Origin of the sequence: Actinomyces sp. oral taxon 181 (assembly GCF_018370895.1) — a bacterium.
Lineage (GTDB): Bacteria > Actinomycetota > Actinomycetes > Actinomycetales > Actinomycetaceae > Pauljensenia.
The window spans coordinates 22,677-49,135 of the sequence record NZ_JAGYZL010000014.1; the positions used below are offsets into that span (position 1 = coordinate 22,677).

General features: G+C 56.8%; 23 protein-coding genes. 15 read left to right on the forward strand and 8 right to left on the reverse strand.

The window, feature by feature from the left end; all coding sequences use genetic code 11:
* The first annotated feature begins 7 nt into the window (after window positions 1–7).
* Complete coding sequence (locus tag KHW85_RS07060; RefSeq protein ID WP_291459349.1) at window positions 8–523, forward strand: NUDIX domain-containing protein; 516 nt, start codon at window positions 8–10, stop codon at window positions 521–523.
* Window positions 524–643: 120 nt separating this feature from the next.
* Here the strand turns inward: KHW85_RS07060 and KHW85_RS07065 are convergent, their stop codons facing one another.
* Window positions 644–1,954 carry a M18 family aminopeptidase gene (locus KHW85_RS07065; RefSeq protein WP_291459350.1) on the reverse strand — a complete coding sequence of 437 codons (1,311 nt, stop codon included), beginning with the start codon at window positions 1,952–1,954 and terminating at the stop codon, window positions 644–646.
* 261 nt (window positions 1,955–2,215) lie between these two features.
* On the opposite strand from KHW85_RS07065, the gene KHW85_RS07070 reads away from it, so the two are divergent.
* Window positions 2,216–2,674 (forward strand): MarR family winged helix-turn-helix transcriptional regulator, encoded by a 459-nt coding sequence (locus KHW85_RS07070; protein WP_009408723.1) that lies wholly within the window; start codon window positions 2,216–2,218, stop codon window positions 2,672–2,674.
* Between the two features lie 57 nt (window positions 2,675–2,731).
* Here the strand turns inward: KHW85_RS07070 and KHW85_RS07075 are convergent, their stop codons facing one another.
* From KHW85_RS07075 to KHW85_RS07095, 5 genes are all read right to left on the reverse strand, one after another.
* Window positions 2,732–3,172, reverse strand: coding sequence for a GNAT family N-acetyltransferase (locus KHW85_RS07075; protein WP_291459351.1), 441 nt, complete (start codon window positions 3,170–3,172; stop codon window positions 2,732–2,734).
* Window positions 3,173–3,239: 67 nt separating this feature from the next.
* On the reverse strand, window positions 3,240–4,508 hold the full coding sequence (locus tag KHW85_RS07080; protein WP_291459352.1) for a bifunctional glycosyltransferase family 2/GtrA family protein: 1,269 nt from the start codon (window positions 4,506–4,508) through the stop codon (window positions 3,240–3,242).
* 3 nt (window positions 4,509–4,511) lie between these two features.
* Window positions 4,512–5,525: a phosphodiester glycosidase family protein gene (locus tag KHW85_RS07085; protein ID WP_291459353.1), complete on the reverse strand. Its 1,014-nt coding sequence runs from the start codon at window positions 5,523–5,525 to the stop codon at window positions 4,512–4,514.
* A gap of 113 nt (window positions 5,526–5,638) precedes the next feature.
* Window positions 5,639–7,498, reverse strand: a complete 1,860-nt coding sequence (locus KHW85_RS07090; protein WP_291459354.1) for a cell wall protein — start codon at window positions 7,496–7,498, stop codon at window positions 5,639–5,641.
* Window positions 7,499–7,647: 149 nt separating this feature from the next.
* On the reverse strand, window positions 7,648–8,754 hold the full coding sequence (locus KHW85_RS07095) for a methyltransferase domain-containing protein (protein ID WP_291459355.1): 1,107 nt from the start codon (window positions 8,752–8,754) through the stop codon (window positions 7,648–7,650).
* A gap of 180 nt (window positions 8,755–8,934) precedes the next feature.
* Here KHW85_RS07095 and KHW85_RS07100 point away from each other — a divergent pair, with 180 nt between their 5' ends.
* From KHW85_RS07100 to KHW85_RS07120, 5 genes are all read left to right on the forward strand, one after another.
* Window positions 8,935–9,390, forward strand: a complete 456-nt coding sequence (locus tag KHW85_RS07100; protein ID WP_291459356.1) for an RNA-binding S4 domain-containing protein — start codon at window positions 8,935–8,937, stop codon at window positions 9,388–9,390.
* Window positions 9,391–9,641: 251 nt separating this feature from the next.
* The gene (gene dnaK / locus KHW85_RS07105; protein ID WP_291459357.1) at window positions 9,642–11,498 is read left to right on the forward strand and encodes a molecular chaperone DnaK; all 1,857 of its coding nucleotides are present in this window, start codon (window positions 9,642–9,644) and stop codon (window positions 11,496–11,498) included.
* Window positions 11,495–12,148 (forward strand): nucleotide exchange factor GrpE, encoded by a 654-nt coding sequence (gene grpE / locus KHW85_RS07110; protein ID WP_291459358.1) that lies wholly within the window; start codon window positions 11,495–11,497, stop codon window positions 12,146–12,148. Before dnaK ends, grpE begins: the two co-directional genes overlap by 4 nt.
* Window positions 12,149–12,193: 45 nt before the next feature.
* A complete protein-coding gene (locus KHW85_RS07115; RefSeq protein ID WP_291459359.1) occupies window positions 12,194–13,237 on the forward strand; it encodes a DnaJ C-terminal domain-containing protein in 1,044 nt (347 codons plus the stop codon).
* Window positions 13,237–13,761 carry a helix-turn-helix transcriptional regulator gene (locus KHW85_RS07120; protein WP_291459369.1) on the forward strand — a complete coding sequence of 175 codons (525 nt, stop codon included), beginning with the start codon at window positions 13,237–13,239 and terminating at the stop codon, window positions 13,759–13,761. Before KHW85_RS07115 ends, KHW85_RS07120 begins: the two co-directional genes overlap by 1 nt.
* An 80-nt stretch (window positions 13,762–13,841) precedes the next feature.
* Here the strand turns inward: KHW85_RS07120 and KHW85_RS07125 are convergent, their stop codons facing one another.
* On the reverse strand, window positions 13,842–14,420 hold the full coding sequence (locus KHW85_RS07125) for a GtrA family protein (protein WP_291459360.1): 579 nt from the start codon (window positions 14,418–14,420) through the stop codon (window positions 13,842–13,844).
* 86 nt (window positions 14,421–14,506) lie between these two features.
* On the opposite strand from KHW85_RS07125, the gene KHW85_RS07130 reads away from it, so the two are divergent.
* The 6 genes from KHW85_RS07130 (at window position 14,507) to KHW85_RS07155 (ending at window position 21,927) form a co-directional block, all read left to right on the forward strand.
* A complete protein-coding gene (locus KHW85_RS07130) occupies window positions 14,507–15,820 on the forward strand; it encodes a MurT ligase domain-containing protein (RefSeq protein ID WP_178705883.1) in 1,314 nt (437 codons plus the stop codon).
* Window positions 15,817–16,623, forward strand: a complete 807-nt coding sequence (locus tag KHW85_RS07135) for a glutamine amidotransferase (RefSeq protein ID WP_291459361.1) — start codon at window positions 15,817–15,819, stop codon at window positions 16,621–16,623. The genes KHW85_RS07130 and KHW85_RS07135 overlap by 4 nt, the downstream gene beginning before the upstream one ends.
* Window positions 16,613–17,413, forward strand: coding sequence for a hypothetical protein (locus KHW85_RS07140; protein WP_291459362.1), 801 nt, complete (start codon window positions 16,613–16,615; stop codon window positions 17,411–17,413). Before KHW85_RS07135 ends, KHW85_RS07140 begins: the two co-directional genes overlap by 11 nt.
* A 194-nt stretch (window positions 17,414–17,607) precedes the next feature.
* A complete protein-coding gene (gene clpB, locus KHW85_RS07145; protein ID WP_291459363.1) occupies window positions 17,608–20,223 on the forward strand; it encodes an ATP-dependent chaperone ClpB in 2,616 nt (871 codons plus the stop codon).
* Window positions 20,224–20,336: 113 nt separating this feature from the next.
* On the forward strand, window positions 20,337–21,110 hold the full coding sequence (locus tag KHW85_RS07150) for a helix-turn-helix domain-containing protein (protein WP_291459364.1): 774 nt from the start codon (window positions 20,337–20,339) through the stop codon (window positions 21,108–21,110).
* A gap of 10 nt (window positions 21,111–21,120) precedes the next feature.
* Window positions 21,121–21,927, forward strand: a complete 807-nt coding sequence (locus tag KHW85_RS07155; RefSeq protein ID WP_291459365.1) for a serine hydrolase domain-containing protein — start codon at window positions 21,121–21,123, stop codon at window positions 21,925–21,927.
* Here the strand turns inward: KHW85_RS07155 and KHW85_RS07160 are convergent.
* Window positions 21,911–22,696 carry an exodeoxyribonuclease III gene (locus KHW85_RS07160; RefSeq protein WP_291459366.1) on the reverse strand — a complete coding sequence of 262 codons (786 nt, stop codon included), beginning with the start codon at window positions 22,694–22,696 and terminating at the stop codon, window positions 21,911–21,913. The genes KHW85_RS07155 and KHW85_RS07160 overlap by 17 nt on opposite strands.
* Window positions 22,697–22,734: 38 nt before the next feature.
* On the opposite strand from KHW85_RS07160, the gene KHW85_RS07165 reads away from it, so the two are divergent.
* Together KHW85_RS07165 and KHW85_RS07170 are read left to right on the forward strand one after the other, a co-directional pair.
* Window positions 22,735–23,496: an SDR family oxidoreductase gene (locus tag KHW85_RS07165; protein ID WP_291459367.1), complete on the forward strand. Its 762-nt coding sequence runs from the start codon at window positions 22,735–22,737 to the stop codon at window positions 23,494–23,496.
* A gap of 51 nt (window positions 23,497–23,547) precedes the next feature.
* Window positions 23,548–26,331 carry a choice-of-anchor M domain-containing protein gene (locus KHW85_RS07170; protein WP_291459368.1) on the forward strand — a complete coding sequence of 928 codons (2,784 nt, stop codon included), beginning with the start codon at window positions 23,548–23,550 and terminating at the stop codon, window positions 26,329–26,331.
* Window positions 26,332–26,459: the final 128 nt, after the last annotated feature.

Sequence of the window (26,459 nt, forward strand, 5' to 3'; positions counted from 1 at the left end):
GTAACTCATGGCAACACCGGATTTTGTTCTGGAATTACGTCGGCACGTGGGGCACTCCATGCTGTGGCTTTCAGGTTGCACCGCTGTCGTCTTACGAGGCCGTGATGGAGCCGCGATTAATTGGCGCTCTCCCATCGACCCCTCCTCGGTTGAGGTACTTGTTGTTCAACGCGCCGATAATCACGCGTGGACACCGGTGACGGGAATTATCGATCCGGGTGAAGAGCCGGCTCAGGCCGCGTGCCGAGAAATCCTCGAAGAGACTGCATGTCAGGCACGAGCCATGCGCTTGCTGAGCGTTGAAGTCGTTGGCCCGGTTACCTATGAAAATGGCGATCAGACGACTTACCTGGACGTAGCCTTTGCGTGTGAATGGCTCAGTGGAGATCCCTTCCCCGCAGATGGTGAGAACACCCAGACGATGTTCGTACCGGGGGATCAGGTCCCGCAGATGAATGACCGATTCACTCGGACTATTGCGCGGGCATTCAGCGGTGAGCAGGCCGCTGATTTTCAGCGCTAATACTTCGCTACATGTCTTGTGACAAGTTTAGTTGAAAGTAGGGGGGGCGGGGAGTTCGTCACCCCCCACCCCCCCACGGCCGTAAATACGTGTGGCCTTGTCTGTCCAGAGCGTATCCGCTCAGGCGCCAAGCCAGTAGGCTGCCAGAACCTTGCGCAGTCCCAGAAGGTCTGCAACATGGCTCATTTCGCGAGCCGAGTGCATAGAGAGCAGGCCTACGCCCACATCCACTGTTTCAATACCCAGTCGGGTTGCGGTGATCGGGCCAATTGTTGTTCCGCATGGTGACGCATTATTCGACACGAAGTTCTGTGTTGGAACCCCTGCCGCGTCGCAAGCGCGCTTCCACAGAGCCATTCCGACCCCGTTGGTTGCATAGCGTTGCTTGGCGTTGATCTTGAGAATGGGGCCTCTGCCCATGACCGGGTGATGTGAAGGGTCGTGAACCTCGGGGTAGTTCGGGTGAATTGAGTGTGCGGCATCGGCACTCACGCATGTCGAGGAGGCAATCATTCGCGCGTAACCATCCTCATCGCGACCCAAGGCGAAAGCGGTGCGACGCAGAACGTCTTCCAGAATTGGGCCAGCTGCACCCGTGCGAGACTCTGAACCGACCTCTTCGTGGTCGAAGCATGAGAAAACGAGGATGTCACCGTCTGAGGGGAGCCCTTGGCGAGCGAGGTCCTCAAGTGCACAGAGTCCGGGGTGAACCGATGAGAGATTGTCCTGGCGTCCTGAAGCAACGAATTGCGAATCCGCGCCGAAGGTGACAGGTCCCTGCGAAGGGATGCAGATCAGATCGAAAGAGACCACGTCATCTGCGTTATCCAAGCCTGCGGCCTGTGCGATGGTATCCATGAGCGATGCATCGGGAGTGTCGACCGTCCATACCGGGTGCAGGTGCTTTTGGGGATCGAGGTGCAGGGAATCATTAACCCCGCGGTTGAGATGGATTGCGAGCTGAGGAATGCGGGCCAGTGGAGCGGTACGAACCAGGATTTCTTCTCCCGAGGCCAAAATTAGTCGGCCTGCAACGCTCAGTTCGCGGTCCAGCCAGGAATTCATGATCATTCCGCCGTAGACCTCGACCTCGATTTGTCCCCAGCCATCAGCCGTTGTTGTCTGAGGTGAGGGCTTGAGGGTGAAAGCAGGGGAATCTGTGTGTGCCCCAACGATCCTGAAACCAGCGGTGTCGCTGATATTTTCGGGAACTACCCATGCCATGACGGCGCCTCCGCGAACCAACACGTGTCCGCCGGGAGTCGCATCCCATGCTGCTGTTTCGTCTTGACGAGTGAAACCGAGGTTTTCCAAGCGCTGCGCAACTAGGTGTGCAGCGTGGTAGGGGCTGGGAGAGTCTGCAAGGAAATGGACATAGTCCAAAGTGTTTGCGTCGAGTTCGGGATGATCCGATTCAAGTCGTGGTGTCATGCATCCATCCTACGCTGCACGTTTCATTCACGAAGATGTGCTCATTTGTGCAGGATGTAAAAAGCGACCTTCTCGATCATTTTGCCAACTAGCTCACAAAGTGTGAGCTGACAGTCGTTCAACTTTGATCATCGTGGTGGATGATTTTGTTGTCAGATCGTGTCACTTCGTATTAATTCGGTGAAAATTGGTCCGGTTTATTTGGGCATTTGCGCAGGTCAGAGGGTAGTTTTATTGTTGCTAAACTGATAAATTAAAAGGGTGATTACACAAAGCAATGAGACTCTCCTCGATGAGAGCGAATCTGAGCTTTGGCACGCGTGGAGTTCTGTTACACGTGCTGTTCAAAGCACGTTAGGTTCGGAAATTAGTAAAAGTGCACCTCTTGCTCTGATTGAGTTTGAGATGCTTGATGAGCTTGCTAACGGTGAGCAGCCCATGCGTTCTGGCGAGCTGGGTGCGCTGGTCTCGTTGACACGTTCGGGAACTAGTCGTGCAATCTCTCGCCTTGCGGCAAAGGGATTCATTACCAAAGAAGGATCGTCAACGGATCGACGTTCTGTCCTTGTGTGCATTACCCCTGAAGGGCGTCAGGCCTATGAGGCTGCAAATGGCGTCTTCGCAAGCGCAGTGCGTAACGGGCTTCTTGGCGCGGTAGAAGGCGATGATCGCGATACCCTGCTCAGAATTCTCAACGTCATCTCAGATACGCTTCTTTAAACAGAAAAGGTGGGACAGTGATTGCTGTCCCACCTCCCACATACGGGTCTTACGGGATCAGAAAGACTTCCTGTAGACGTTGGTTTCGCGCTGAAGGAAACCAACCCGACGGTAGAGGCGGTTCGCCGCCTCTCGCGTCGGCCGAGATGTGAGATCGACTGTTTTAGCTCCCAGCTCCCGAGCGTGCTCAACCGCGGCATTGACAAGGCTCTGTCCCACGCCTTGACCGCGTGCGGCCTGATCGGTAACGACATCTTCGACCCATGCTCGGCGGCCAGTCGGAATATCGAAAACAACCAGCGAGAGCATCCCCAAGATCTGGTCATCCTCATCGAGCGCGCACACCAAGTGCAAGCAGTCCTGAGCCAGAAGCTCTTGGATTTGTTCGAGCGACAAAGGCTGTGCGGAAGAGGAAAGCTGCGGAAGAAGACGGTCAAAGGCCTCGTGAACCTTTTCTGTTGTCGATGAGTCACATTCGCTGAGGATCTCGATACGCATGGGTGCTCCTTGTTAATGCGTTATACAGGCCATAAGTATGCCACTGAGGATAGTTATTATCCGATGCTCACGAGGCCCGACTCAAGGGGACACTAGAGTGCCGAGCGTTTAGGCCTCGTGGATTCAGTGAACGGATGGTTGAGATAGACGGTGCTGCGGGCGTGGGCAGCACTGGTTTTACCGGTGTGTTTCCACCCTGCTTGCTCAGCTGTGCTGGGGCTGCCCCTGCGACACTAACTTCGAGGTCCTTCGCCCGGGTCTGGGTCGGAGACTTTGGTTGAGCTTGGGACTCATGAGGCGTGGGTTTGGAGCTCTGGTCCTGTGCGGGTGCGAAGACATAGCGGCTTTGCGCCGAGTAGGAAACCAGATACATGGTCGTGTCAGCAATGATCTTCGCGATCCACAGTGGCATCCCGATTCCCGTCAATACAGCAAGCATTGTGTACGACCCTGCAACCACTGCGACGGCAAGTGCGGCATAACGGAGGGCGCTGCGACGCAACGGCACTCCCGTGGCCTCGAAAACGCGGCGGTTCATTGCGAAATTCACTGAAGCGCTCACCAGGCGAGCAGCAACGACGGGGAAGAGTAAAGTACCCGTGACCGCGTTCAGGAGAAGGACCAAAACATAGTCGATAATGGTCGCAATTCCTGAAGAAGCAGCGAACTTCAAGAGCGGAGCCCAAATTCGAGCCGAATCTTGCAAGGGACGGAAGTGGGAGGTCGGATTTCCGGCCTCGTAAATCGTCTCAATTGAGATTTGGGTGACCGGATGGTGGAACTTCGCCAAGTGCAGAAGGACGCGGAGCTCGTACTCGTAACGATCCCCCTGGATCTCGAGCAGCGCGGGAAGCAAGGCGACCGGAAACGCACGCAACCCGGTTTGCGTGTCCTTGAGCTTCCAGCCCGTTGCTAGCCAGAACAGGGCTGAAGTCGCGGTGTTGCCGATCCGGGAACGAGCGGGGACATGCCCAACGAATTCGCGAACTCCCAGCACGCTTGTGCCGGTATCCGTGCAGGTCCGGCCAACCCGGAAAATATCATTGAGAGTGTGCTGCCCATCCGCATCGGCGGTCACCACGCACTCCTGCGAGTCGCCTGCACTATCACGGATCCAGGTGAAACCTTCTCGAAGAGCGTAGCCCTTACCGCGGTTGTTCTCATAAGAGATCACGTGCGCGCCGGCGGTGGCTGCGGCCTCGAAAATATCGCTGAACTTCTGGCCTGAACCGTCGTCAACAACAACGATCTTCGTTGCAGGATCTGCGCGATGCAGTTCAAGCATGAGACGCGGCAATCGTGCGTCCGGTTGGTAAGCGGGGATTAACACATACATCGCTCATGCTCCCTTCGTGATGTAGATGATGTCGGAGGTAGCGCGTTCGCCACCATTAGAGGGGCTATTGACAACCTGGCCGTTGAACCACATTTCAGATGAGCCGCCGCCGTCGAGGTTGTATGCGGTCTTTGCGCCCAGGCTCTGCATGATTTCGGCCAGGCCGCTCATGGTCACGCCGCTTGAAGTTCGAGAACGCCCATCCACAACGACGAAGACAAAGTGGTTGTCGTCGATGATTCCGATCGCGGTTCGCGGTTGTTTGCCCTGGATGGAGTGGTTACCGAAGTTGGTGTCAATCTCCAGGTTGTCGATTCCGCTGATGATCTGGCCGTCCTGCAAAAGAGCCGGACCGAAGGAGAGGGTTTGCCACACGCCCTCGTTGACCAGGGTCTGTGCGTTGGTCTGAGTTTCGTCGTAGACCTTCATCGTGCCGTCCTTGTAGATGGCCAGGCCCTGACGAGCTCCGCTGTCGCGGTAGATTGTCCCGTTTCGGATCACAATTCCAGTCGAGCGGAAACCGTAGTAGTCGCCGTTAATGGCAAAGACGGCGTTGTTATCCGTAGCGATCGAGGAGACAAGGTCCGTGATGTTTGCGCCAAATTGATCGTTTGCGAAAGCGGAACGAAGTGCAGTCGCATCGGAGAGTTGGACATCGGCGACGTAATAGGTGACGCCGTTATCCTGGACCTGCTTGACGGAAATCTTGGTGTTTCCGTTCGTGTAGGTGTCCGAGGTCGTGGTCGCGGTATCGGTATTCAAGGAAGTGGTCTGCGCGTTGCCCTGCGAGGCCTCGTAAGAAGAAGCGCTGGTGACTTCAACGTGGTCGATCACGTAGCGGTTGAGAGCCCAAGCAGTGGTGCCACCCAAAGCCAGTGTGATCGCAGTTGCGCCCGCAATGATTCCGTTGCGCAAACCTTTGCGGCGGCGCTTTGTGGGGCGTGTGGGTGCAAGATCATCGGCCGAAGGAGCGGCCGGCTGGGGAAGGTTGTTCGTGTTCATGGCTACAGAATCCACTGGCGGATTCTGTAGGGATTAAGGACAAGCTGTGTGTGACCTGTGGAGGTTTGGTGTAAAAAGTGATCCCGCGGAAGGTTATTCCGCGGGATCACAGTGGTTAATGAGTCATGTTATGCGCGCGACCGGCGACGGAGCGCCATGCCGGTCGCTCCTGCCGCTGCAGTGCCCATGAAGAAGAGCACGCCTGCCGCACCGGTCTTCGCCAATTGAGGCCCAAAAGTTGGGGTTGAGGGAGTTGGCGTGGGAGCCGGCGGGGTAGGCTGCGGATCGCCCTTAAACGTCAAACGTGTGACGTAAGGGTGCGACTCGCTGCTTGTGTACGTCAAAGAATGCTCCATGAGCGGTGCCTCGGCCCAGCCAGCTGAGGGGCCGGTCATGGGCAAAGTCCATGCAGCGCTATATGCAGTTATTGGAGGGCATGCCGGCGTGGGCGGGTCGAACACTGTTCCTTGGACGGAAAGTGGCTGGGCAGGCTTGAGCTGGTCGTATCCACCCATAGTTGGCGGGCAAGCGGGGGAGGGAGTGCCCGGGCGGACAATAACCCCAAGCTGCTTTTCAATATCGACTGAGACCAACCCCTGAGTCTGATGCTCGATTGTGTAGTCGGTGTCAGGGCGCGCCGAATCGGCAAATGCAATCTTCTTGATCGTGATGACAGCCTCGCCCTGAAGCTTTGACATCGCGTCCTTCAAAGCCTCGACCGTTGTGATGGACTCGGGATCGTTGACATCGACTGTCACACGTGCCGTCTGACCATCAATGGCAACAGTCTTTGCCGTGAAGCCTTCCGGGATCCCGTTGATGGAGATGGCAGAGGGATCAGCAAATTTCAGCTGATCGGGAAGAGTAATCTGCGTAGTGAAGCCCAGGTGTGCATTCTTCAGCGCCATCTCATCAAAAGTTGCGGGAGATTCCTCGTACTTTTGCAGAAGGGCGGCAATGCGCCCACCTTGAAGATTGTTCAGGTGAACGACGTTTTCGATGGTCAGAAGTGACTTCTTATTTTCAGCCTGGATTCTTTCCTTTTCTGCTGGAGCAGCGTCACCAGTGCTGATCGTGAAGTCGGTATCCACCGTTGGATCATCGCCGCTGACCGGAAGGTCACCGAAAACCTTCTTGTACTTGTAGAAGCCGGTCATGCGGTCTGTCGACAGCTCTGAGGAAACAAACTCATAGTCGGGGATTCCGGCAGCCTGGAAGAAGTTCGGACCGGTCTGAGGGGCCTTGAGGTCGGCTCCAGTCTCTGCATCCACCCAACGTGTCGTCCGCTGGGGTGCGTTCGAGAAGCAGTCTGTGGGAGTGGACGCGATTGGAGTTGATACCACCGCAGAAGTGAAGACTTTGCTCGGGGCGTCGCCACCCGTATAGAACTTCACAGTTGCGCTGCTGGTGACTTGCTCTTGAGCGATCCGTGCTGCATCCGCTGCGTTATTTGCACCGACAGCGTAGGGAATCTTGATCGTGACGGTGTGTCCAAGAGGATTGCTCTTCTCGGATGTGTAGGTGGTGTAGAGTCCCTGCCAATCAGTCTGTGTCAGATGAAGGTTAACCGTCATCTCGGTCTTCTCTGAATTGGGCGAGAACCACCAGCTTGAGAGAAGAGAGGAAGAATTTGTGACGGTTCCGGGACCAACCTGTGTTCCCTGAGGAACGGAAACCGTGAAGGAGATGTCGGGGTTCTGAGCTCCCGCTGCATGTGGGCTCTGGCCGGCTGCAGCTGCGGTCTGCATTTCGTCTTGGAAATTGGCCAGAAGGGTGACAACGGGAATCGTCAGATTTACGGTCCCGTGGTAGGTCGTAATGACAGGACTGGTGTTGCAGACAGTGACTGCGTCAGCCGTGATGTTTTGAGAGATCGAGAATGCTTGATCTTGGGCTTGCGCATCACGAGGACCCAATAGCGCCGTGCCACCGGCTATAAAAGCGGCAGTAGCAGCCGTGGCTAACACAGCATTTCGAGTTCGTATCATCCTTCTACCTTGTCGTTATCTCGAGGAAGTCTGCTCTTGTGTGAGATGGGGTCTCAATAGATTCAATAACGCATCTGTTTTGAGTCTAGTTACTCAGTGAACTTTGAACAAGAGTCCAGCGTATGTGAAGGTGTTGAAAAAGAGAAGAACTATGCGACTTTGGTGAGCAAAACCGCGCATTCCATATGATTCGTATGGGGGAACATGTCGAAGAGGCGCGCTTCTTGGAGCCTGTAGGAATTCATGAGCTGGAGGTCGCTGACCAGCGACTTTGGATAGCAGGACGAGTAAATCACCGTGGAAATGTTGCTCTGGTTAATCCACCGAGCAAGCTCTGTTCCGATTCCGCGCCGCGGTGGGTTGACGACCAGGGCCTCGGGGTAATGATCCCTACCCTGTGCGAAAGCCCACCTTTGTGCATCGCTGGCCACTAGGCTTACGCGCCCACTCACGCCGAGTTCTTCGGCGGTTTCCCGAGCGGAAGCAATGGCCTCGGGTGAAATCTCAACACCGCTGACGCGTTCAACCCCGCCAAGTGCCGCGTGCAGTGCAAAACCGCCCACTCCGCAGTAGAGGTCCCACAGGGAAGACACCCCGCTCTGTTGCGCCCAGCGCGCGACCTGGCGATAGAGCTGCGAGGCTACTCCCGTATTGGTTTGCGAAAACGAGCGTGGGCCCAGGTGAAGCTCGACATCGCCGACAAGCATGGGCAGTGTCTGCTGCTGGGAAATGACGATCTCTTCATCGCCTTCTACCAGTGCGGCGTGTGCGGGCAGGATGTTAACGGTGACAACCTTGGCCGTGGGAATGAGTGAGTGCAAGAGCGAAAGTTTTGAACGCAGCAGTGCTAAGTCGCGCTTTGAGCGCATGACGAAGCGGATCATCAGTGCGTCATCAGTTCCCTGCGTGACCAGGATGTGCTTGAGCTCGCCACGCTTGCGCGCGATATCGTAGGGCTCCAAGTGGAGCTCGCGGATGAACGCTTTTAAGGGGGCGATGGTATCTGCGATGACCGTTGTATGCGCAATGCAGCGGGGGAGGTCTACTCCTGCGTAGCTGGGTGCGCCTCCTGTGATCCCTAAAGTCGGCTGCTCAGCACTTCCCCCGACCGCAAATTTTGCTTTGCTTCGATAGTGCTCAGGCGCTGATGCGGCGGCGGGCAGCCATTTCATTTCCGAGGCCTGGGGCAGAGTTGCCAGTAGCTCGCTGGCTTCTTTTTGGCGCTGCGCAAACTGGATGTCATAGGGAGTGGGCATGAGGGGGCATGAATGACATGCCCCGCTTGTTAAATGTACGCACTCCATCGCTTCATCTTGGCATCTTGAAAGTGTCTTCGCCACAAACGAGGCCGGGCGTGCGCTGAGTGGTGGAGTGCCACTTGTGTGGGCGGTGGGGGAGCAGGAAGGCTGCAAGCGCATGGGCGTTAAGATGCTGCTATGAGCGAAAAGCCGGGCGTGAGCGCTGGTGATGAACCGCGTGAGGTCCCTCAGGGGGCGCTCGCGGCGGGTGAGACCATGCGTATTGATACGTGGTTGTGGGCAACGCGCCATGTGAAGTCGCGTTCGCAGGCAACCTCAGCTGCTCGTGCCGGTCACGTCAAAATTAACGGTGAATCGGTGAAGGCTGCGCAAAAAGTGCGCGTGGGCGATGAGGTTCGTCTGCGAGTAGAGGGCTTTGACCGTGTTCTTATCGTTCGCAAGCTCCTTGCGAAACGACTGGGTTATCCCTTCGCGAAACTTTGCTATGAGGATCTCAGTGAGCCGAGGCCTCGGCTGGGCGTTGCTTTTGCTCAGCGAGAACGCGGAAGTGGGCGTCCGACGAAGAAAGAACGTCGCGATATGGAGAAATTCCGCGGAATGAACTCCGATTTTTCCTCGGAATTTCAATGGTAAATGGCAGAGTTGCCGATTCTTGGTAAATGTTTTGGGAAATTAGGGAATAAAACCCTGTGAAATAAGTTGAGTATGTCAGACTCAAGTTTTGATGTAGGGCTTGCGGGCCCGGTAGTCGATCCGTAAACTTGAGTGCAACAGACTCAAGGTGGTCTGAAGGTCGAAACCTCGGCCACCACAAACAGAAGACGTACAAAGCGCGGTATCGCCTCGGCGACAATTTGCACCACGCTTTGATGAAAGGAAAAATTATGGGACGCGCAGTAGGTATTGACCTCGGCACCACGAACTCCGCAATCGCAGTACTTGAAGGCGGAGAACCCACAATCATTGCAAACGCAGAAGGCACACGTACGACCCCCTCGGTCGTTGCTTTCTCCAAGACCGGCGAGGTCCTGGTTGGCGAGATCGCCAAGCGTCAGGCGGTCACGAATGTTGATCGCACCATCTCTTCGGTCAAGCGTCACATGGGCACTGACTGGACCGTTAACATTGACGACAAGAAGTACACCGCACAGGAGATCTCGGCACGCATCCTCTCCAAGCTCAAGAGGGACGCGGAAGAGTACCTCGGTGAGCCCGTTACCGACGCGGTCATCACCGTTCCTGCGTACTTCAATGACGCAGAGCGCCAGGCAACCAAGGACGCCGGTCAGATCGCAGGCCTGAATGTCCTGCGTATCATCAATGAGCCGACCGCTGCGGCACTGGCCTACGGCCTCGAAAAGGGTAAGGAAGACGAACTCATTCTGGTCTTCGACCTCGGTGGCGGTACCTTCGACGTCTCCCTGCTGGAAATCGGCAAGGATGACGATGGCTTCTCCACCATTCAGGTCCGCGCAACCGCAGGCGACAACCGCCTCGGTGGCGATGACTGGGACCAGCGCATCGTCGACTGGCTGATCGAGCAGGTGAAGGCTAAGAGCGGTGCTGATCTCTCCAAGGATCCGGTCGCACTTCAGCGTTTGCGCGCAGCAGCCGAGCAGGCCAAGAAGGAACTGTCCAGCGCGATGAGCACAAACATTTCGCTGCAGTACCTCTCGGTAACCGCTGATGGCCCCGTTCACTTGGACGAGACTCTCACCCGCGCAAAGTTCGAGGAAATGACCTCGGATCTGCTTGACCGCACGAAGGCTCCCTTCGAGAAGGTCATTAAGGATGCAGGAATCTCCGTGAGCGAGATCGACCATGTCGTCCTGGTTGGTGGCTCCACCCGTATGCCCGCCGTTGCCGAGCTCGTCAAGAAGCTCACCGGTGGCCGCGAGCCCAACAAGGGCGTGAACCCCGATGAGGTCGTCGCAGTTGGCGCAGCCCTGCAGGCCGGCGTCATCCAGGGCGACCGTAAGGATGTTCTGCTGATCGATGTGACTCCTCTGTCCCTGGGTATCGAAACCATGGGCGGCGTCATGGATAAGGTCATCGAGCGCAACACCGCAATCCCGACCAAGGCATCGCGTGTCTACTCGACCGCTGCCGACGGTCAGACCTCGGTTCTGGTCCAGGTCTTCCAGGGCGAGCGTCAGTTCACCGCTGACAACAAGCTCCTCGGTAACTTCGAGCTCTCCGGAATTGCTCCCGCACCGCGCGGAGTGCCCCAGATCGAAGTGACCTTCGATATTGACGCCAACGGTATCGTTCACGTCTCCGCAAAGGATCTTGGAACCGGCAAGGAAACCTCGGTGACCATCACCGGCGGTAGCGCCTTGAGCAAGGAAGAGATCGATCGCATGGTCAACGAGGCCGCTCAGCACGAAGAAGACGACAAGAAGCGCCGCGAGGAGCTGGAGATTCGCAACTCTGCCGAGCAGCTGGTTTACACCATCGAGAAGACCCTGAAGGAAGACGCCGACAAGGTCTCCGAAGCGACCCGCCAGGAAGTCCAGGGCGACCTTGACGCCGTGAAGGAAGCCCTCAAGGGCAGCGATATCGAGGCTGTGAAGAGCTCCGTTGAGAAGCTCAACCAGTCCGCGATGAAGATCGGCCAGGAGGTCTACCAGAACGCTCAGGCCGCTCAGGCTGCTGCTGAAGCAGGCGCTTCGCAGGAGTCGTCCACTTCCTCCGATGACGACGTCATCGACGCCGAAGTCGTGGATGAGGACGACAAGTGAGCACCGAGCCCACGAATCCTTCCGACGACGCCCAGGAACCGGTGGTCGGCTCTCAGCCGGCCACCCCGGGCGACGCCCAGCCCCATGCCCAAGAGGGCGCAGCTGCACACGCAACCGCTGCCTCGGCAAACAGTCAGGGCGAGGAGATGGGTGAAGTCGACATGTCGGACTTCGAAGAGCAGCTGGAAGACAGTGAACTGTCCAAGGCTCTCGACCAAGCGGCGCAGGCGGAAGAAAAACTCGCTCGCGCCCATGCAGACCTGTACAACCTGAACCAGGAATATTCGAACTTCGTTCGCCGTTCCAAGGAATCCGTTGCCGGCCACGTCCAGTCCGGACGCGACCAGGTGCTGGAAGCCATGATCGGTGTCTTGGACGATATCGAGGCCGCGCGCAAGCACGGGGATCTCAACGATGGTCCCTTTGCCTCGATCGCGAACAAGCTGGAAGACACGCTTCGAACGCGCTTCGAACTGGAACGTTTCGCAGATGAAGGGGACGATTTCGACCCCATGATTCATGAAGCGCTGATGGCTCAGCCCAATCCCGATGTGGACCACCCGGTCCTGGGACAGGTCTTGCAATCTGGATATCGTCGCGGAGAGACCATTATCCGCGCGGCGAAAGTCCTGGTGTACAACCCTGAATAAGGAACATTCAACGAACTGCAGAGTCAAAAAAGGAGGTGACGCGCAGTGAGTGGAGAAGATTGGCTCCAAAAGGATTTCTACAAGGTCCTTGGCGTAAGCAAGGATGCTGATGAGGCCACAATCAAGAAGGCCTACCGCAAACTTGCGCGCACCTGGCACCCCGACCAGAACAAGGGGAACCCCGAAGCTGAGGAACGCTTCAAGGAAATTGGCGAGGCCTATACGGTCCTGTCCAATCCTGAGCAGCGCCAGCAATACGATGCGATTCGCTCGATGGGTGCCGGCGGTTTCCGTGGCGGTGCCGGTGGTGGAGCATCCGGAGTGAACTTCGAAGATCTCTTCGGCGCTTTCGGTGGGGGAAACGGTGGAAATGTTCGTTTCTCCACCAGCGGTGGCGGCGCAGGTATCAACCTAGATGACATCTTGGGCGCTTTCGGTGGTTTTGGTGGCGGCTCTTCGCGAGGGGCCTCACCCTTTGCTGGCGCATCTCAATTCGGTGACTTCGGCGGAGCGCACGGTTCGCCTTACCAGCAAGCCCCCCAAAAGGGTGAAGACTTGCACGCATCGACGCGCATTACGCTCAAGCAAAGCCTAAGTGGAGTCAACATCAAGTTGGCTGTCTCCGGTAAGCCTATGACCGTCAAGGTTCCCAAGGGAATTAAGGACGGACAGAGTGTGCGCCTGCGCGGCAAGGGGAAGGCCTCGATCAATGGTGGGAGCGCTGGCGATCTGATCGTCACGATCCATGTCGAGGAGGATCCGGTCTACAGCCGCGAAGGAAATGACCTTCGCATGACCCTACCCGTGACCTTTGCCGAGGCAACGCTGGGTGCCAAGGTTGAGCTTCCCTTGATCGATGGTTCGGCCGTCACCGTCAAGGTTCCCGCCGGTTCTGATTCTGGTCGAACCCTGCGCCTGAAGGGGCGCGGTGTGGCCACGAAGAAGGGAACGGGCGATCTCTTGGCAACCATCAGTGTGGTGGTCCCCAAGGATCTCACACCTGAACAGCTTGATTCGATCAAGTCGCTGGCGGATTCTCTTGATCAGAGTGATCCGCGCGCAGATCTTGTAAAGAAGGTGAGTGCGTGATGGGACATCAGGATGAAGTAACTTTCGTGATTTCCGTTGCCGCACAGCTGGCGGGAATGCATCCGCAAACCTTGCGTCAATACGATCGGATTGGCTTGGTGACACCCCTCCGTGCGAAGGGACGCGGGCGGCGTTACACCCGACGCGATGTCGAGCGTCTGAAGGAGATTCAGCGCCTTAGCCAAGATGAAGGAATCAACTTGGCCGGTATCCAGCGGATCATGGAGCTGGAGGATGAGGTTGATCGCCTGCGAGAACAACGCGACGCCTTGGCTGAGCGGGTCGAAGAATTCGAACCCGTCTTTGATCGAGTATTCGTAGCAAGCCCAGATGGCCAGATTCGTCCCATGCGACGTGCACATGCACGCCGTGCTGAAGAATCTCGACGCGGTGGCATGATACCCGTCAGAGACCGAGGCCTCGTAGCGTGGCGACCTGCTGGTAACCAGCGCGTTCGCGCGCTTATTGAAGCATCGCCCGAAGGAGTCCGGGTTATCGAAGGGACCGTTGTGGTTTCTCGATAACACACCCCCTCGAGCGATGTCCTTGAGGTGGAGTGAGTGAGGGGAGGCATGAAAATGCCTCCCCTTTTTGCTCCCCATATTCAGGCAGCTAAGACCAGGTCCCGTCGAGTAATCCGTGCAAGCAACGACGAAAGGATGCCAGTGGCCCGCGTTGCTGTTCGCTGAAGCCCGGCCACGGCCTCGGAAATTGAGGAGTGAAGGTCAGCTAAGGTGCCGAAGACAAAGAAGTTCTGGCCGAGGTAGTTGACGATGAAGAGCGAAGTATTTGCGGTTAAAGAGGCCATCCACAGAGCCATTCCGGCTGATACCAAAGCTTGGATCATCAGGTAGGACATGGTCATTACGCTTGCCGCCATAATCGCATAGCGGATTGCGGTCGCAACAATTCCACCGCGAGCGTTGAAAACCTTCCGGTTCAGAGCGAAGTTCAAGGAACACGAGGAGACCCTGGCCAGTGCGACCGGCAGGAAGACTCCGCCGATGGTTGCATTCAGGATGAGCAGCATTGTGTAGTCCAGCGCGGTTGAGGACAGCGACGAGGCCAGGTAGCGCAGGATGCGCGCGTTGGTGCGGACCGAGTCGACAAGCTTCGCGCTGAGAGCGGAAGCGAATGTCGTGGCGGTCTGCCCCTGCGACTGGAGTGCTGCGTTCGTGTTCATGACACTTACTTTGCCCACAGCTGATCTGTGAGAATTATGCCCAAGCTGTGGAGAAGCTATGAAGCAATCAATGTAGTGTAGGTTCCATGACTTCATTGACTTTACGTTCGCGCGTGGCCGTTGTAGCGGGGAAGGGTGCCAGTTGGGCCTCTCGCCGCCTCGGACGCGGTTCGGGTGGAATGATCGGTGGCAAAGTAGCGCTGAAGCTTGACCCGAATTTGCTCGCAGAATTGGCAAAGAACCGCCGAAGTGTTGTCGTTTCTGGCACCAACGGAAAGTCAACAACAACCCGCCTGCTTCGCGCTGCGCTCTTTTCGATTGGCCATGTTGCCTCCAATACAAATGGAGACAATATGACCCCGGGAATCACCACCGCGCTCATGCGTTCGGATGCCCCGCTTGCCGCGCTCGAAGTTGATGAGATGCACATGCCCACGGTGTCGCGTTTTGTGGATCCGCAGGCCATGGTTTTGCTGAACCTTTCACGAGATCAGCTGGATCGAGTGGGTGAGATCGGAGCTGTTGAACGTCGTCTCCGAAAGGCGGTCAATGAGCATCCCAATGCTGTTGTGATTGCGAACTGTGATGATCCCTTGGTCGCTTCGGCTGCCTGGGATAGCCCCAATGTTCAGTGGGTCGCTGCCGGACACGCATGGATGGGGGATTCAACTGCCTTCCCACGCGGCGGACGCGTCATCCACGCCGATGATTCCTGGCGGGTCGTTCCTTTGACGGCCTCTTCTTCCGATGAGGGTTTGGACCAGTATCGTCGCCCCGATCCTCTGTGGTGGCTTGAAGACGAGGACCTTTCCGATCCTTCCCACCCCAGTGCCATTGCCTGCCGTAAGGATGGTTTGCGAATTCCTCTGCGGCTCTCTCTGCCCGGTCGTGCCAATTTGTCCAATGCGCTCGAAGCGCTGGCTGCGGCCGTCGCGATGGGCGTTGACCCGCAGGCCGCGTGCCGCGCAATGTCCGAGGTCGTTGAGGTCGCAGGCCGCTATTCGACCTATGAAATTCATGGTCGACTGGCGCGACTCATGCTGGCAAAGAACCCCGCGGGCTGGCAGGAAGCCATGTACATGATTGACCCCAGTGTCGATCAGGTCATCGTCGCGATCAATGGCCAGGTTGCCGACGGGCAAGACCTGTCGTGGCTGTGGGATGTGGACTTTTCGGTTCTTGGCGCTCCACATCGCAAGGTTTATGCCTGTGGTGAGCGCGGTGCAGACCTCGCAGTTCGATTGGAATATGCGGGCGTCCACTGTGAACTTTTCCCGCTGCCAATGGATGCGCTGCAATCGTGCGTGCCGGGCAGGGTTGAAATTCTTCTCAACTACACGGCTTTGCGTGATTTTAAGCGGGTTTTGGATTCTCATCGTCAAGCGGAGGAAGCAGAATGAGTGCACTGCGAATTGGTGTTCTTCTCCCTGAAGTCTTGGGGACCTACGCGGATGGTGGCAATGCCCTGGTGCTCGCGGAACGCGCGCGTCGGCGTGGCTTTGACGCCCAGATTCAGTATGTCGGTGTTGGTGACGTGATTCCCGATGATCTTGATATCTACACCCTTGGTGGTGGTGAAGACGCAGCCCAAGAACTTGCGGTTGAGACTTTCACCGCCGATCCCGGTTTGAAGAATGCTGTAGCAGCGGGCAGGCCTCTTCTGGCGATCTGCGGTTCACTTCAAATTTTGGGCCACTGGTACACAGATGCGCGCAATCGCAAGGTCGAGGGTTTGGGCCTCTTGGATCTGACGACTCGTCCTCAGGGAAAGCGTTCGATCGGCGAACTTGTTGTTCAGCCCGAGATTGATGGACTATCTGAGCCGCTGACAGGGTTTGAAAACCACGGTGGTGGAAGCCAGCTGGGCCCCGATGCACGTCCATTGGGGAAGGTGCTTTTCGGTAAGGGGAACTCGATTCTTCCTCCCGAAGGCTTTGATGAGCAGAGTGCTTCTGGCGATGATGCTGCCTTCAAAGCGCCGCGTATCGACGGCGCTGTTCAGGGGTCTATCATTGCGACCTACCTGCATGGGCCGGTCCTTGCGCGTAACCCCCAGCTTGCGGACCTTTTGCTTGAGCGCGCTTTGGGGCACAAACTTGAGCCTCTCGAGGTTCCGGGGGTTGCGGAACTTCGTCACGAACGTTTAGCTGCGACCATTTCGCGCCCCGAGCTCCGCGAGCGTTTGGAACGACATGAGCGCTGAGGAATCACGATCAGGGCGGGATGTGCCCTGGGATCAGTATGGTGAGTTGGTCCTGCCCTCGCGCGGCCCGCGTTTTGAACGCTATTCCGAGGCCGAGCCTGCGATGACCTCCGCGCGAGTGCCCGAGCCTCGGCAGGCCTCGTCGATCGAGGCTGTATCTGAGAGGGAAGGGGACTCGGCGCCGGCGGGGAGGACACTGCCTCGCGAAGGGGAACAGGGACGGATCAAACTGCGTACTTCCGGCGGGAAACTTGGCTATGCGCCACCAGCCCATCCCATGCGTGGTGAGGAAATCGGTGTTCCTACACAGGTTCGTCAGTCGGCGAAGAAACGCCGTCGTGGAATTGGTGTGATCGTGCTGGGTATTGTCATGTCCGTTCTCATTGCTCCTGCGATTTTCTTTGGAATTGCAATGTCTGGTGCGGATTTTTCTGCAATGCAGGCGAGTGCTCGCGAGGTCTCCAGCGGTCAGAGCGTGAGCGTGGATTCTAGCGGTGGCTATGTTGTACAGGTGACCTCGGGACAGGCGAGCTCATGCCTCCTTCGTGGAAGTGATGGGGGAGAGCACCCTATGCAGTCCACCTTGAGCCAGTGGACCGTTTCGGGACTGCAGGCTGGTGACTACACGCTTGCCTGCTCTCCTGATGGTCTGAAAATGGTTGGAATGACTGGCTTTAGTGAGTCTGTCGCGCTGTCAAAGGCTCCCGATGCGATGACGTGGTCGAGTGTCGTGGGAATGCTGGGCTTGAGCGTGATTGGTCTGGGTATTTACCTGCGTCGTTCGCGCTAAAACTGCTCATGTGTGAGGGAGCGCTGGGCTGGCGTGTTATGCGTTCAGCTCGGCGTTCTTTTTCTTTTCTGTGAAATGTGTTTTCGAATGCTGATTCGTGCAGAAAAATAAAGTTGAGTGGAATAGACTCAAGTTTGTTGACGTTGTGTAAGTCAGAACGAAAAAGCCGCCCGTTATGAGCGGCAGGAGGAATGATGACTGAACAATTTACAAGCAAAGCCCAAGAGGCAGTGAGCAGCGCGGTCCAGTCGGCACAGGCCGCTGGGAACCCGCAGGTGGATTCCCTGCATCTCTTGGAAGCACTTCTTGAACAGGGTGAGGGCATTGCCTACTCTCTGCTTCAAGCAATTGGGGCAAACCCGCAGCAGATCGGCGCTCGTACGCGCAATGCGCTGGTCGCCCTGCCCTCAACTAGCGGTTCGAGTGTTGCCCAGCCGCAGACTTCACGTGGTCTGATCCAGGTGATTAACGACGCCCGCAAGCGTGCAGAAGCTAAGGGAGACGCCTATGTTTCTACCGAGCACCTGCTCATTGCGTTGGCTGCAAATGACGATAGTGCAGGTGAGATCCTGCGTGAAAACGGTGCGACCGCAGAGCGCTTGCAGAAGGCTCTGGATGAGCTTCGCCCCGAACCTATCACCAGTGCAGATCCCGAAGGTTCCTTTGAGGCCCTCAAGAAGTACGGACGCGACCTGACCGAGGTTGCGCGCCAAGGCAAACTGGATCCCGTGATTGGACGCGATAGCGAAATTCGCCGCGTGATCCAGGTGCTGTCTCGTCGAACCAAGAACAACCCTGTTCTCATTGGTGAGCCCGGCGTCGGTAAGACCGCCGTCGTCGAAGGCCTCGCTCAGCGAATTGTCGCAGGCGACGTCCCCGAATCTTTGAAGAACAAGAAGCTGATCGCTCTTGACCTGACAGGAATGGTTGCAGGCGCGAAGTATCGCGGTGAATTCGAGGAACGCCTGAAGGCAGTTCTTAACGAGATTGAACGATCCGATGGCGAGATCATCACTTTTATCGACGAACTCCACACGGTCGTTGGTGCCGGTGGCGGCGCTGAAGGGGCAATGGACGCGGGCAATATGCTCAAGCCCATGTTGGCCCGTGGCGAGCTGCGAATGGTTGGCGCAACAACCCTGGATGAGTACCGCGAGAACATCGAAAAGGACCCCGCTCTTGAGCGTCGTTTCCAGCAGGTGTTCGTTGGTGAGCCTTCGGTTGAGGACACCGTCGCAATCTTGCGCGGTATCGCGCCGAAGTACGAAGCACACCACAAGATCACTATTTCTGACGGTGCTTTGGTTGCAGCGGCCCAACTGTCCGATCGCTACATCACCGGGCGTCAGCTTCCCGATAAGGCCATTGACCTGATCGACGAGGCCGCATCCCGCCTGCGTATGGAACTTGACTCCTCGCCCGAGGAGATCGACGTTCTGCGTCGCCAAGTGGAGCGTCTCCGTATGGAGGAGTCCTACCTGACCGAGTCTGACCCCGATGGTCTGGACGAGGCCACTGCGGAGCGCCTCGAGAAGCTTCGTGAAGACCTTGCGAACAAGAACGAAGAGCTTTCCGCCCTCACCAGTCGTTGGGAAGCCGAAAAGGCTGGCCACAACCGGGTGGGTGAGCTCCGCGTCCAATTGGATGAGTTGCGCACCCAGTTGGAGCTGGCGATTCGCGCCGGTCGATTCGACGAAGCTGGACGTCTCCAGAATGGTGATATTCCGCAGATTGAACGTCAGATTCGCGAAGAGGAAGAAAAGGTTGAGGCTGAAGAAAAGGCGAACGAGGCTAATGAGCCAATGATCGCTGAGAAGGTCGGCCCGACCGAGATCGCTGAGGTTGTCGAATCGTGGACCGGAATCCCCGTTGGCAAACTGCTCCAGACCGAAAGCGAGAAGCTCGTCCATATGGAGGACTTCATTGCTCATCGACTGATTGGTCAAAAGGATGCTGTCCGCGCGGTTTCCGATGCGGTCCGTCGTTCGCGTGCAGGCCTGTCCGATCCGAATCGACCCACCGGTTCCTTCCTCTTCCTTGGTCCCACGGGCGTTGGTAAGACCGAACTTGCCAAGTCTTTGGCAGAGTTCCTCTTCGATGATGAACGCGCCATGGTGCGAATCGACATGTCGGAATACTCGGAGAAGCACTCTGTAGCCCGTTTGGTCGGTGCCCCTCCGGGATACGTCGGTTATGAACAGGGCGGTCAACTGACCGAGGCCGTGCGTCGTCGCCCCTACAGCGTCGTCCTCTTGGATGAAGTTGAAAAGGCGGACCCCGAGATCTTCAACATTCTCTTGCAGGTCTTGGATGACGGACGTTTGACCGATGGTCAGGGACGTACCGTGGACTTCAGGAACACAATCCTGATCCTGACCTCGAACTTGGGATCGATGTTCCTGACCGATCCTTCGCTCAGCGAAGAAGAGAAGCGTGAAGGCGTAATGAACGCCGTGCGCGCATCCTTCAAGCCTGAGTTCATCAACCGTCTGGATGAGACCGTGATCTTCGATCCGCTCAGCCCCGAGGATCTGTCTGGAATCGTTGATCTCTTGGTTGAATCTATGGCGGATCGCCTGAAGGACCGCCGAATCAGCCTCAATGTCACCGAAGGTGCGCGAGGCTGGCTGACCAGGCGAGGATACGATCCGGCCTACGGTGCGCGTCCTCTGCGCCGACTGATCCAACGCGAGATCGGCGATCGACTGGCCAAACTGCTTCTGAGCGGTGAGGTTGAAGACGGCGATACTGTTTCCGTTGACGTCACCGATGATCTTGAAGGACTCCGCGTTGAGGTGTCCAATCGCTGATCGGTAGCGACTTGCGGGTGGTGCGAATAATTTCGCACCACCCGCATTTTCGCTTAGACTTTAAGAGTTATCCCCACCCAACAGAGCAGAACTGAAGAATGAAGGAGGTAGCCGTGAGCGAAGACGAAAGTTCGCAAGCGGGTCCTGCCCGTAAGAAGCGAGGTAGCTACTCCGTTGGACGTTCCACTCGGACAACGATTATTCGCGGGGCAACGCAGTTGTTGTCAATGCGCGGCTACTACGGTTTTTCTCTGCGAGATCTTGCTGAAGAAATCGGCGTTTCTCATCCGACCGTTATGTATCACTTCCCGACGAAGGATGCTCTGGTCCTGAATGTTATCGAAGCCTTCGAAGAGGCTTTCGGTATTTTCGATGTTGAGGTTGTGACTGCCGAAACGGAAGACGGAACTCCCGGCGATCCGATCCTTGAAGAACGCGGTGCAAAAGTTGCGACCATGAATGAGTGGATCGCTGCGCACCTGCGCCTTGCTGCAGCCTCCGACAACCAGGTGATGACTGATCTGGATCGCGTTTTTACCGTTGAGTCTGTGAACGAGAGCCATCCTGCCCATGATCATTTCTCATATCGAGTTGATGCGATGCTCCAGCTCCTTGAGAAACTGGCCAAGGAGATGCCCGATTATGATCCCGAGAATCCGGTGGATACTCGCAGGCTTGTCGAGCGCTGGTATGGAATGGTGATCCTCGGTGGTTGGGACGGCGAGCGTCTTGATAGCCGCGAGCTCATCATTAAGTACTTGGCCTTCGCGGTTCGGGAATTGCGCTATAGCGCTGAGCAGCTTCTCGCGCTTGGATCGATGATTCCACGCAAGGCAGCAGCGCCCTTCCAACAACTCCTGGTGGAATACTCCAGCGCTCAGAACTGAGGCATGAGCGATGTCTCCAGAGTTTTCCTCGATTCCCTTCCAGGCAGCGATTTGTGCTGAAAATGACGGCGGTAGCTCGCTGAGCTGGGGGGATCCCCAGGAAGTTTTCCCTCTGGCCTCGGTCACCAAACTCTTCACCGCGTGGTCCGCACTGGTTGCGATTTCTCGGGGTCTCATCACTGTGGATGCGCCTGCTCCCTTCCCGGGAGTGACGCTTGAGCACCTGCTCTCGCATGCCTCGGGAATGGCGATGAACGAGGCGCGCCTGCGACGCGCGCCAGAAGAGCGACGGATTTACTCAAATGCGGGAATTGAAGTTGCCGGGCAGATGCTTGAAGAAGCGACGGGGAGCCAGATTTCTCGCTGGATTGAGGAAAGTGTCAGTGAGCCTTTGGGGCTGGCGAGCGTAGAAATTGAAGGTTCGCCGGCTTATTCGGGCCGTGCGAATGCGGCTGACCTGATGGTGTTTGCTCGCGAACTTGCCCATCCGACTCTGGTATCAAGCGAACTCGCGTCCAACGCACAGAGTGTTCACTTCCCTGAACTGAGTGGGATTGCCCCCGGGTATGGGAATTTTCGTCCCTGTCCATGGGGGTTGGGGTGTGAAATTAAGGGAGAGAAGAATCCCCACTGGACTGCGCCCCAGTCGTCTGCGGCAACTTTCGGCCACTTTGGGCAGGCTGGTTCATTCCTGTGGGTTGATCCGCTTTCAGGTGAACGCGCGGTTTTCCTTGGCGAAGAGCCTTTTGGGCCGTGGCACCACGATAATTGGAGCACCCTGAACGAGGAAATCCTGCACGCTATGCGAGGTCAATGATCACGGGAACGTGATCAGAAGCGCCCTTCCCCTTGCGTTCATCACGGTCAATTTCTGCTGCGGTGACGCGTTGTGCGAGCTCGGGCGAGGCGTAGATGAAGTCGATGCGCATTCCCTCATTTTTGGGGAAGCGAAGTTTCTGGTAGTCCCAGTAGGTGTATTGGTCGACGCGCTCGCGGGTAACCTCTTCCCAGCCGTGCTGAGCGAAAGCGAAGAAGGCATCTCGTTCGGCGGGGGAGACGTGTGTCTGACCTTCGAAAGCGGTTACATCCCACACGTCATGGTCGTAGGGTGCGATATTCCAGTCGCCAACCAGTGCAATTTGGCGTTTTTCTTCAAGCCAAGAATCTCCAACTGTGAGTAGGGCTTTGAGCCATTCGAGCTTGTAGGAGTAGTGCGGATGGTCGAGCTCGCGTCCGTTCGGAACGTAGAGGCTCCACGTTGTCACTTCTTGGTCGCCGTCACGTACTGTGACGCCCAGAGCACGGGCTTCGACAACTGCGGGGTCGCCGAAGGCAGGTTGTCCCGGGAAATTGACCTCGTGCGAAACGATCTGGAGGCGCGAGGCGATGGCGACGCCATTCCACTGGTTGAGGCCGTGCATACGGACCTCATAGCCGGCCTCGCGAAAGGCTTCAACTGGGAATTGCTCGGGCTTGCACTTAATTTCCTGCATTGCCAAGACGTCGATATTGGCGCGCTCAAGGAAAGCAATAACGCGGTCGACACGGGTGCGGATTGAATTAACGTTCCAAGTTGCAAGCCTCATGCAATCCAGCATACGCGGAGGCCACTAAGATGATGACCATGGGTATCGCACTTGTGACCGGAGCAACCTCGGGTATTGGCGAAGAATTTTGCTGGCAGCTAGCAGCGGCTCATCACGACCTGGTCCTTGTGGCACGGCGCGAAGAGAAGCTGCGTAAGCTCGCTGAGGATTTACATCAGATCGCTGGAGTCAACGCGGAAGTTATCGTTGCTGATCTTGGTGTTGCTGGTGATGTTGAACGCGTCGCTCAACGTTTGTCAGATGAGCAATCACCCGTTGGTTTATTGGTGAATAACGCTGGTTTTGCGCTGGGGCACTCATTTATTGATAACGCTATTGAGGCCGAAGAAAACGCTCTGGATGTTATGGTTCGTGCGCCCATGGTTCTTTCCTATGCGGCGGTCAATGCCATGCGTGCGCGTGGACGGGGAGCCATCATCAATATTTCCTCTGTTGCGTCAGAGACCGGTGCGGGGACGTATAGCGCGCATAAGGCGTGGATTCGCGCATTCAGCGAGGGGCTATCAGAGGAACTTCGGGGCAGTGGTATCACCGTGACAGCAGTATGCCCTGGACCGGTGCACACGAACTTTTTCGAGGCCGCAGGCGTCGACATGTCTGTAGCGCCTCACTTGTTGTGGGCAACCTCAGAGCAGGTCGTGACCGAAGCTTTGGCTGCGATGCGACGCGGTCAGGTATTGGTGACTCCCACGCCGGTCTACAAGGTGGCAATGGCTGCGATGCGAGTTGCGCCGCGTTGGGTCACGCGCCGCGTCATGCGCTTGCTTCCGCATATGTAGTGTTTTGTGTGCTCGGGGAGGAATTGACGCTCACACACTTCTACTGTGATAATGATTCTCATTATGAGAGTAAAGAGGATCATTTCTACCGGAGCCCTAGCCCTGACCATTGCCCTTATGCCCCAGCTCGCATGGGCTGGGCCTGATCGCGATACCGAATGGGTCGTTACCGGTCAACACGTCGATGCCCCCATTCCAATCTGGCATGCGGATACGCATAGTTTCACGATGAACACCATCAATATGCCGGTGGAAAAGACCGTTCTATGGCTTCCCAAAGCCTGGGCAGGCAGCGGAGCACAAGACGCGAAGTATCAATTAGAGATTCCTGAAAAGCGTCCTGACCTTGCCTTCCTTGGTCCCGAGCATTCAGTCCTCAACGCAGCCCCGCAAAACCCTGGTCCCAACAACACTCCAATTTGGGCGGGCCTTGGCGCAGACTCCTCTGTCGAATGGGCAGCGCCTGATGAATTTGATGGAAGCACCCACACCCTAGATCTGATTAATGTTGACGGTCCGGGCCGGATGGAGATGTTTATCGATCACGGAGACTCGGTGTCGCGTTTCCTGTCGAGCCACGATATCGCCTATCGATCGGTCTACAACCCGCGTCACACGCACCTTTTCACGACCTTCACACAACCGGGGCGCTACCAAGCGCGCTTCCGTGTGAATGCTCGTTCGATCGATGGAAAAACGATCTACACCTCACCCATCCAGTCGCTGACCTGGCAGGTCGGTGGATCTAACCCCTCTTCCGGAAGTATCACAGATATTCACCAAGCATTTGCTGCTGCACAGGCACAGCGCAGCGATGGCGTTCAGGCGCAGCCCTCGTTGACGCTTGCTCCCAACCCGGAGCGTGAACACCCCGGAGATCAGCACCTGACGGAGATCACCTTCAATAGCGGTCACTCAACGGATCAAGGTCGCCTCTGGCTGACCGTCAACGGCTACTTCCTCACCGAAGAACCCGTGGTCGACGGGAAAGCGCAGGTGCGCGAACTTCTGGGTGACGATGATGCGCTGATTCAGGCGGTCTTTATTCCCGAGGCCGGAAGCGGTAGTGCGCGCTGGGCATCGACGCCTCAGGCCTTCTCTCAGCGAGACCGTGCGGAGGTGCGTGTCACCCGAGCGAGTTCGGTCATCATAGAGCCCTCTAATCCGGATCCGAGTCCCGTTTGGGATCCCGCGCAAATTTCAGTTTCTCGTCCAGGCGTTCATGTCTCCTATATCCGTAAGGAAGGAAGCGAAGGCCAGTACACAGTTCAGGTTCAGGCTGACGATCCCGAATTGCGCGCTGCCTATAAGGTTGAGTTTTTCGAAAGCGAATATGATTTTTCCCCTTGGTGTGCCATTGAAGGCACCCTTGGAAAGGGGGGAATTGATGTCCAGCAGCAAGATTTGGGTGCCTGCATTGGGCAGCCCATGTACATGAAGTTTAGTGTTCGCCCGCACCCCAAGTCTTTGGCATCCATGACCACGAAGGCGCAGGAAGATGTGGAACTATCCTCCTCATTCGGAATGGATCTGAAGTTGAAGATGTGGCCGGGTGGCAGCCCTGCTGAACCGGCTCCGGCACCAACCAGTGAACCGCTGCTTCCTTCTCCGGCGCCGACGCCTTCTCCCGCACCAAATATTCCTGATACCAGTAACGATCACGCGGGCGATGCTCTGAAGACAAATCCGGTCGAACTCGCACGTGGCCATATGGATCTGCGTCTTCGCGTGGATTCTGGCGCCCCCACGAATTACTCGCTGGTGCTGAAGGATGATTCCTTAACGGGAGAGAAGACCTCAGTCATGCGTGCAATAGATTCAGTGACGTGGAAGGTTGGTGTCAACGCGCGCTTCACCCGTCCGCAGAGCCTATCTGATCCCAGTTATGACGTTTTGGGCGCAATTGGTGAATCCAGCTATGTGCTTCCTGAAACTCAAAATCCCGACATCGTCTGGCCTGGGGTTAGCACGGAAGGCATCGACTATTCTCAATTCCCCAAGGGAATCGATTATGAGCTGAAGGTCGTGGAATCTCCGAAGGACTCCAGAGTTGCCTTCTTCCAGGGAGGAACCTTCGGTGGCCCGGCAAATATCATGGTCGACTCTGCAGACCCCGCAAAGTCGCTCATTCACACTGACTCGCCGACTCACATGCACGCAAACTGGGTATTTTCGCGCCCCGGTCACTATCGACTGCAGATTCGTGCGCTCGATGGAGACAAAGAGATCGCTGCACCGGTGAGCTGGAACGTATCCGTTCACGAGGCCGCGGTCCCAGCGCCCGCTCCCTCGAGCGACCAGCCCTCTGAGCAGCCTATTCCTTCGCCCACTCCCTCAGTAGACACTCCCTCAGTAGCGCCGGTCCCCACGCCGGATCAAACAAGTGCTCCGACACCTGTCCCGACAGAATCTGCGCCCTCTCCTGCGGCGAGTCCTTCGGCTGCAGATCCAACGGCCTCGGTAAATCCATCAACTCAGCCGCCCACCCAAACGAATTCGACCCCACCGAGCAATACTCTGGGGCAAGTCAGCGCGGGTGAACGCTTGCTTGGATCTCGCACTAACTCTTCTGGTTCCCGACGCGTTCTTGGGGGAGTCAGTGGTGGCAGCGGGGCTGTTCCATTGGCTACCTCAGCAGAGTCAAGCGCTGCTCCGACGCCCAGCGAGAGTCCGGCTGCCGATTCAGCTTCTCCAGCTCAAGCAGCCCAGCTGAGCAATGATGAGGCCACCGAATCGACCGTGGCACAATTCCCACGCTGGTGGTGGATACCTGCAGCAGCACTGGCGATTGTGCTGGGTGCTGGTACTGCCCTCGTGATCCGTAGAAGACACTGATAACACGCAAGTGCCCCGGTTGGACGCATTGAACTGCCTCCCGTTTCTTGGACATCGAAATTGAAGTCCAGGGAATGGGAGGCTTTTCATGTCTGTGGATCTGCGGTTGAGGCATGATCGTTTGCTTC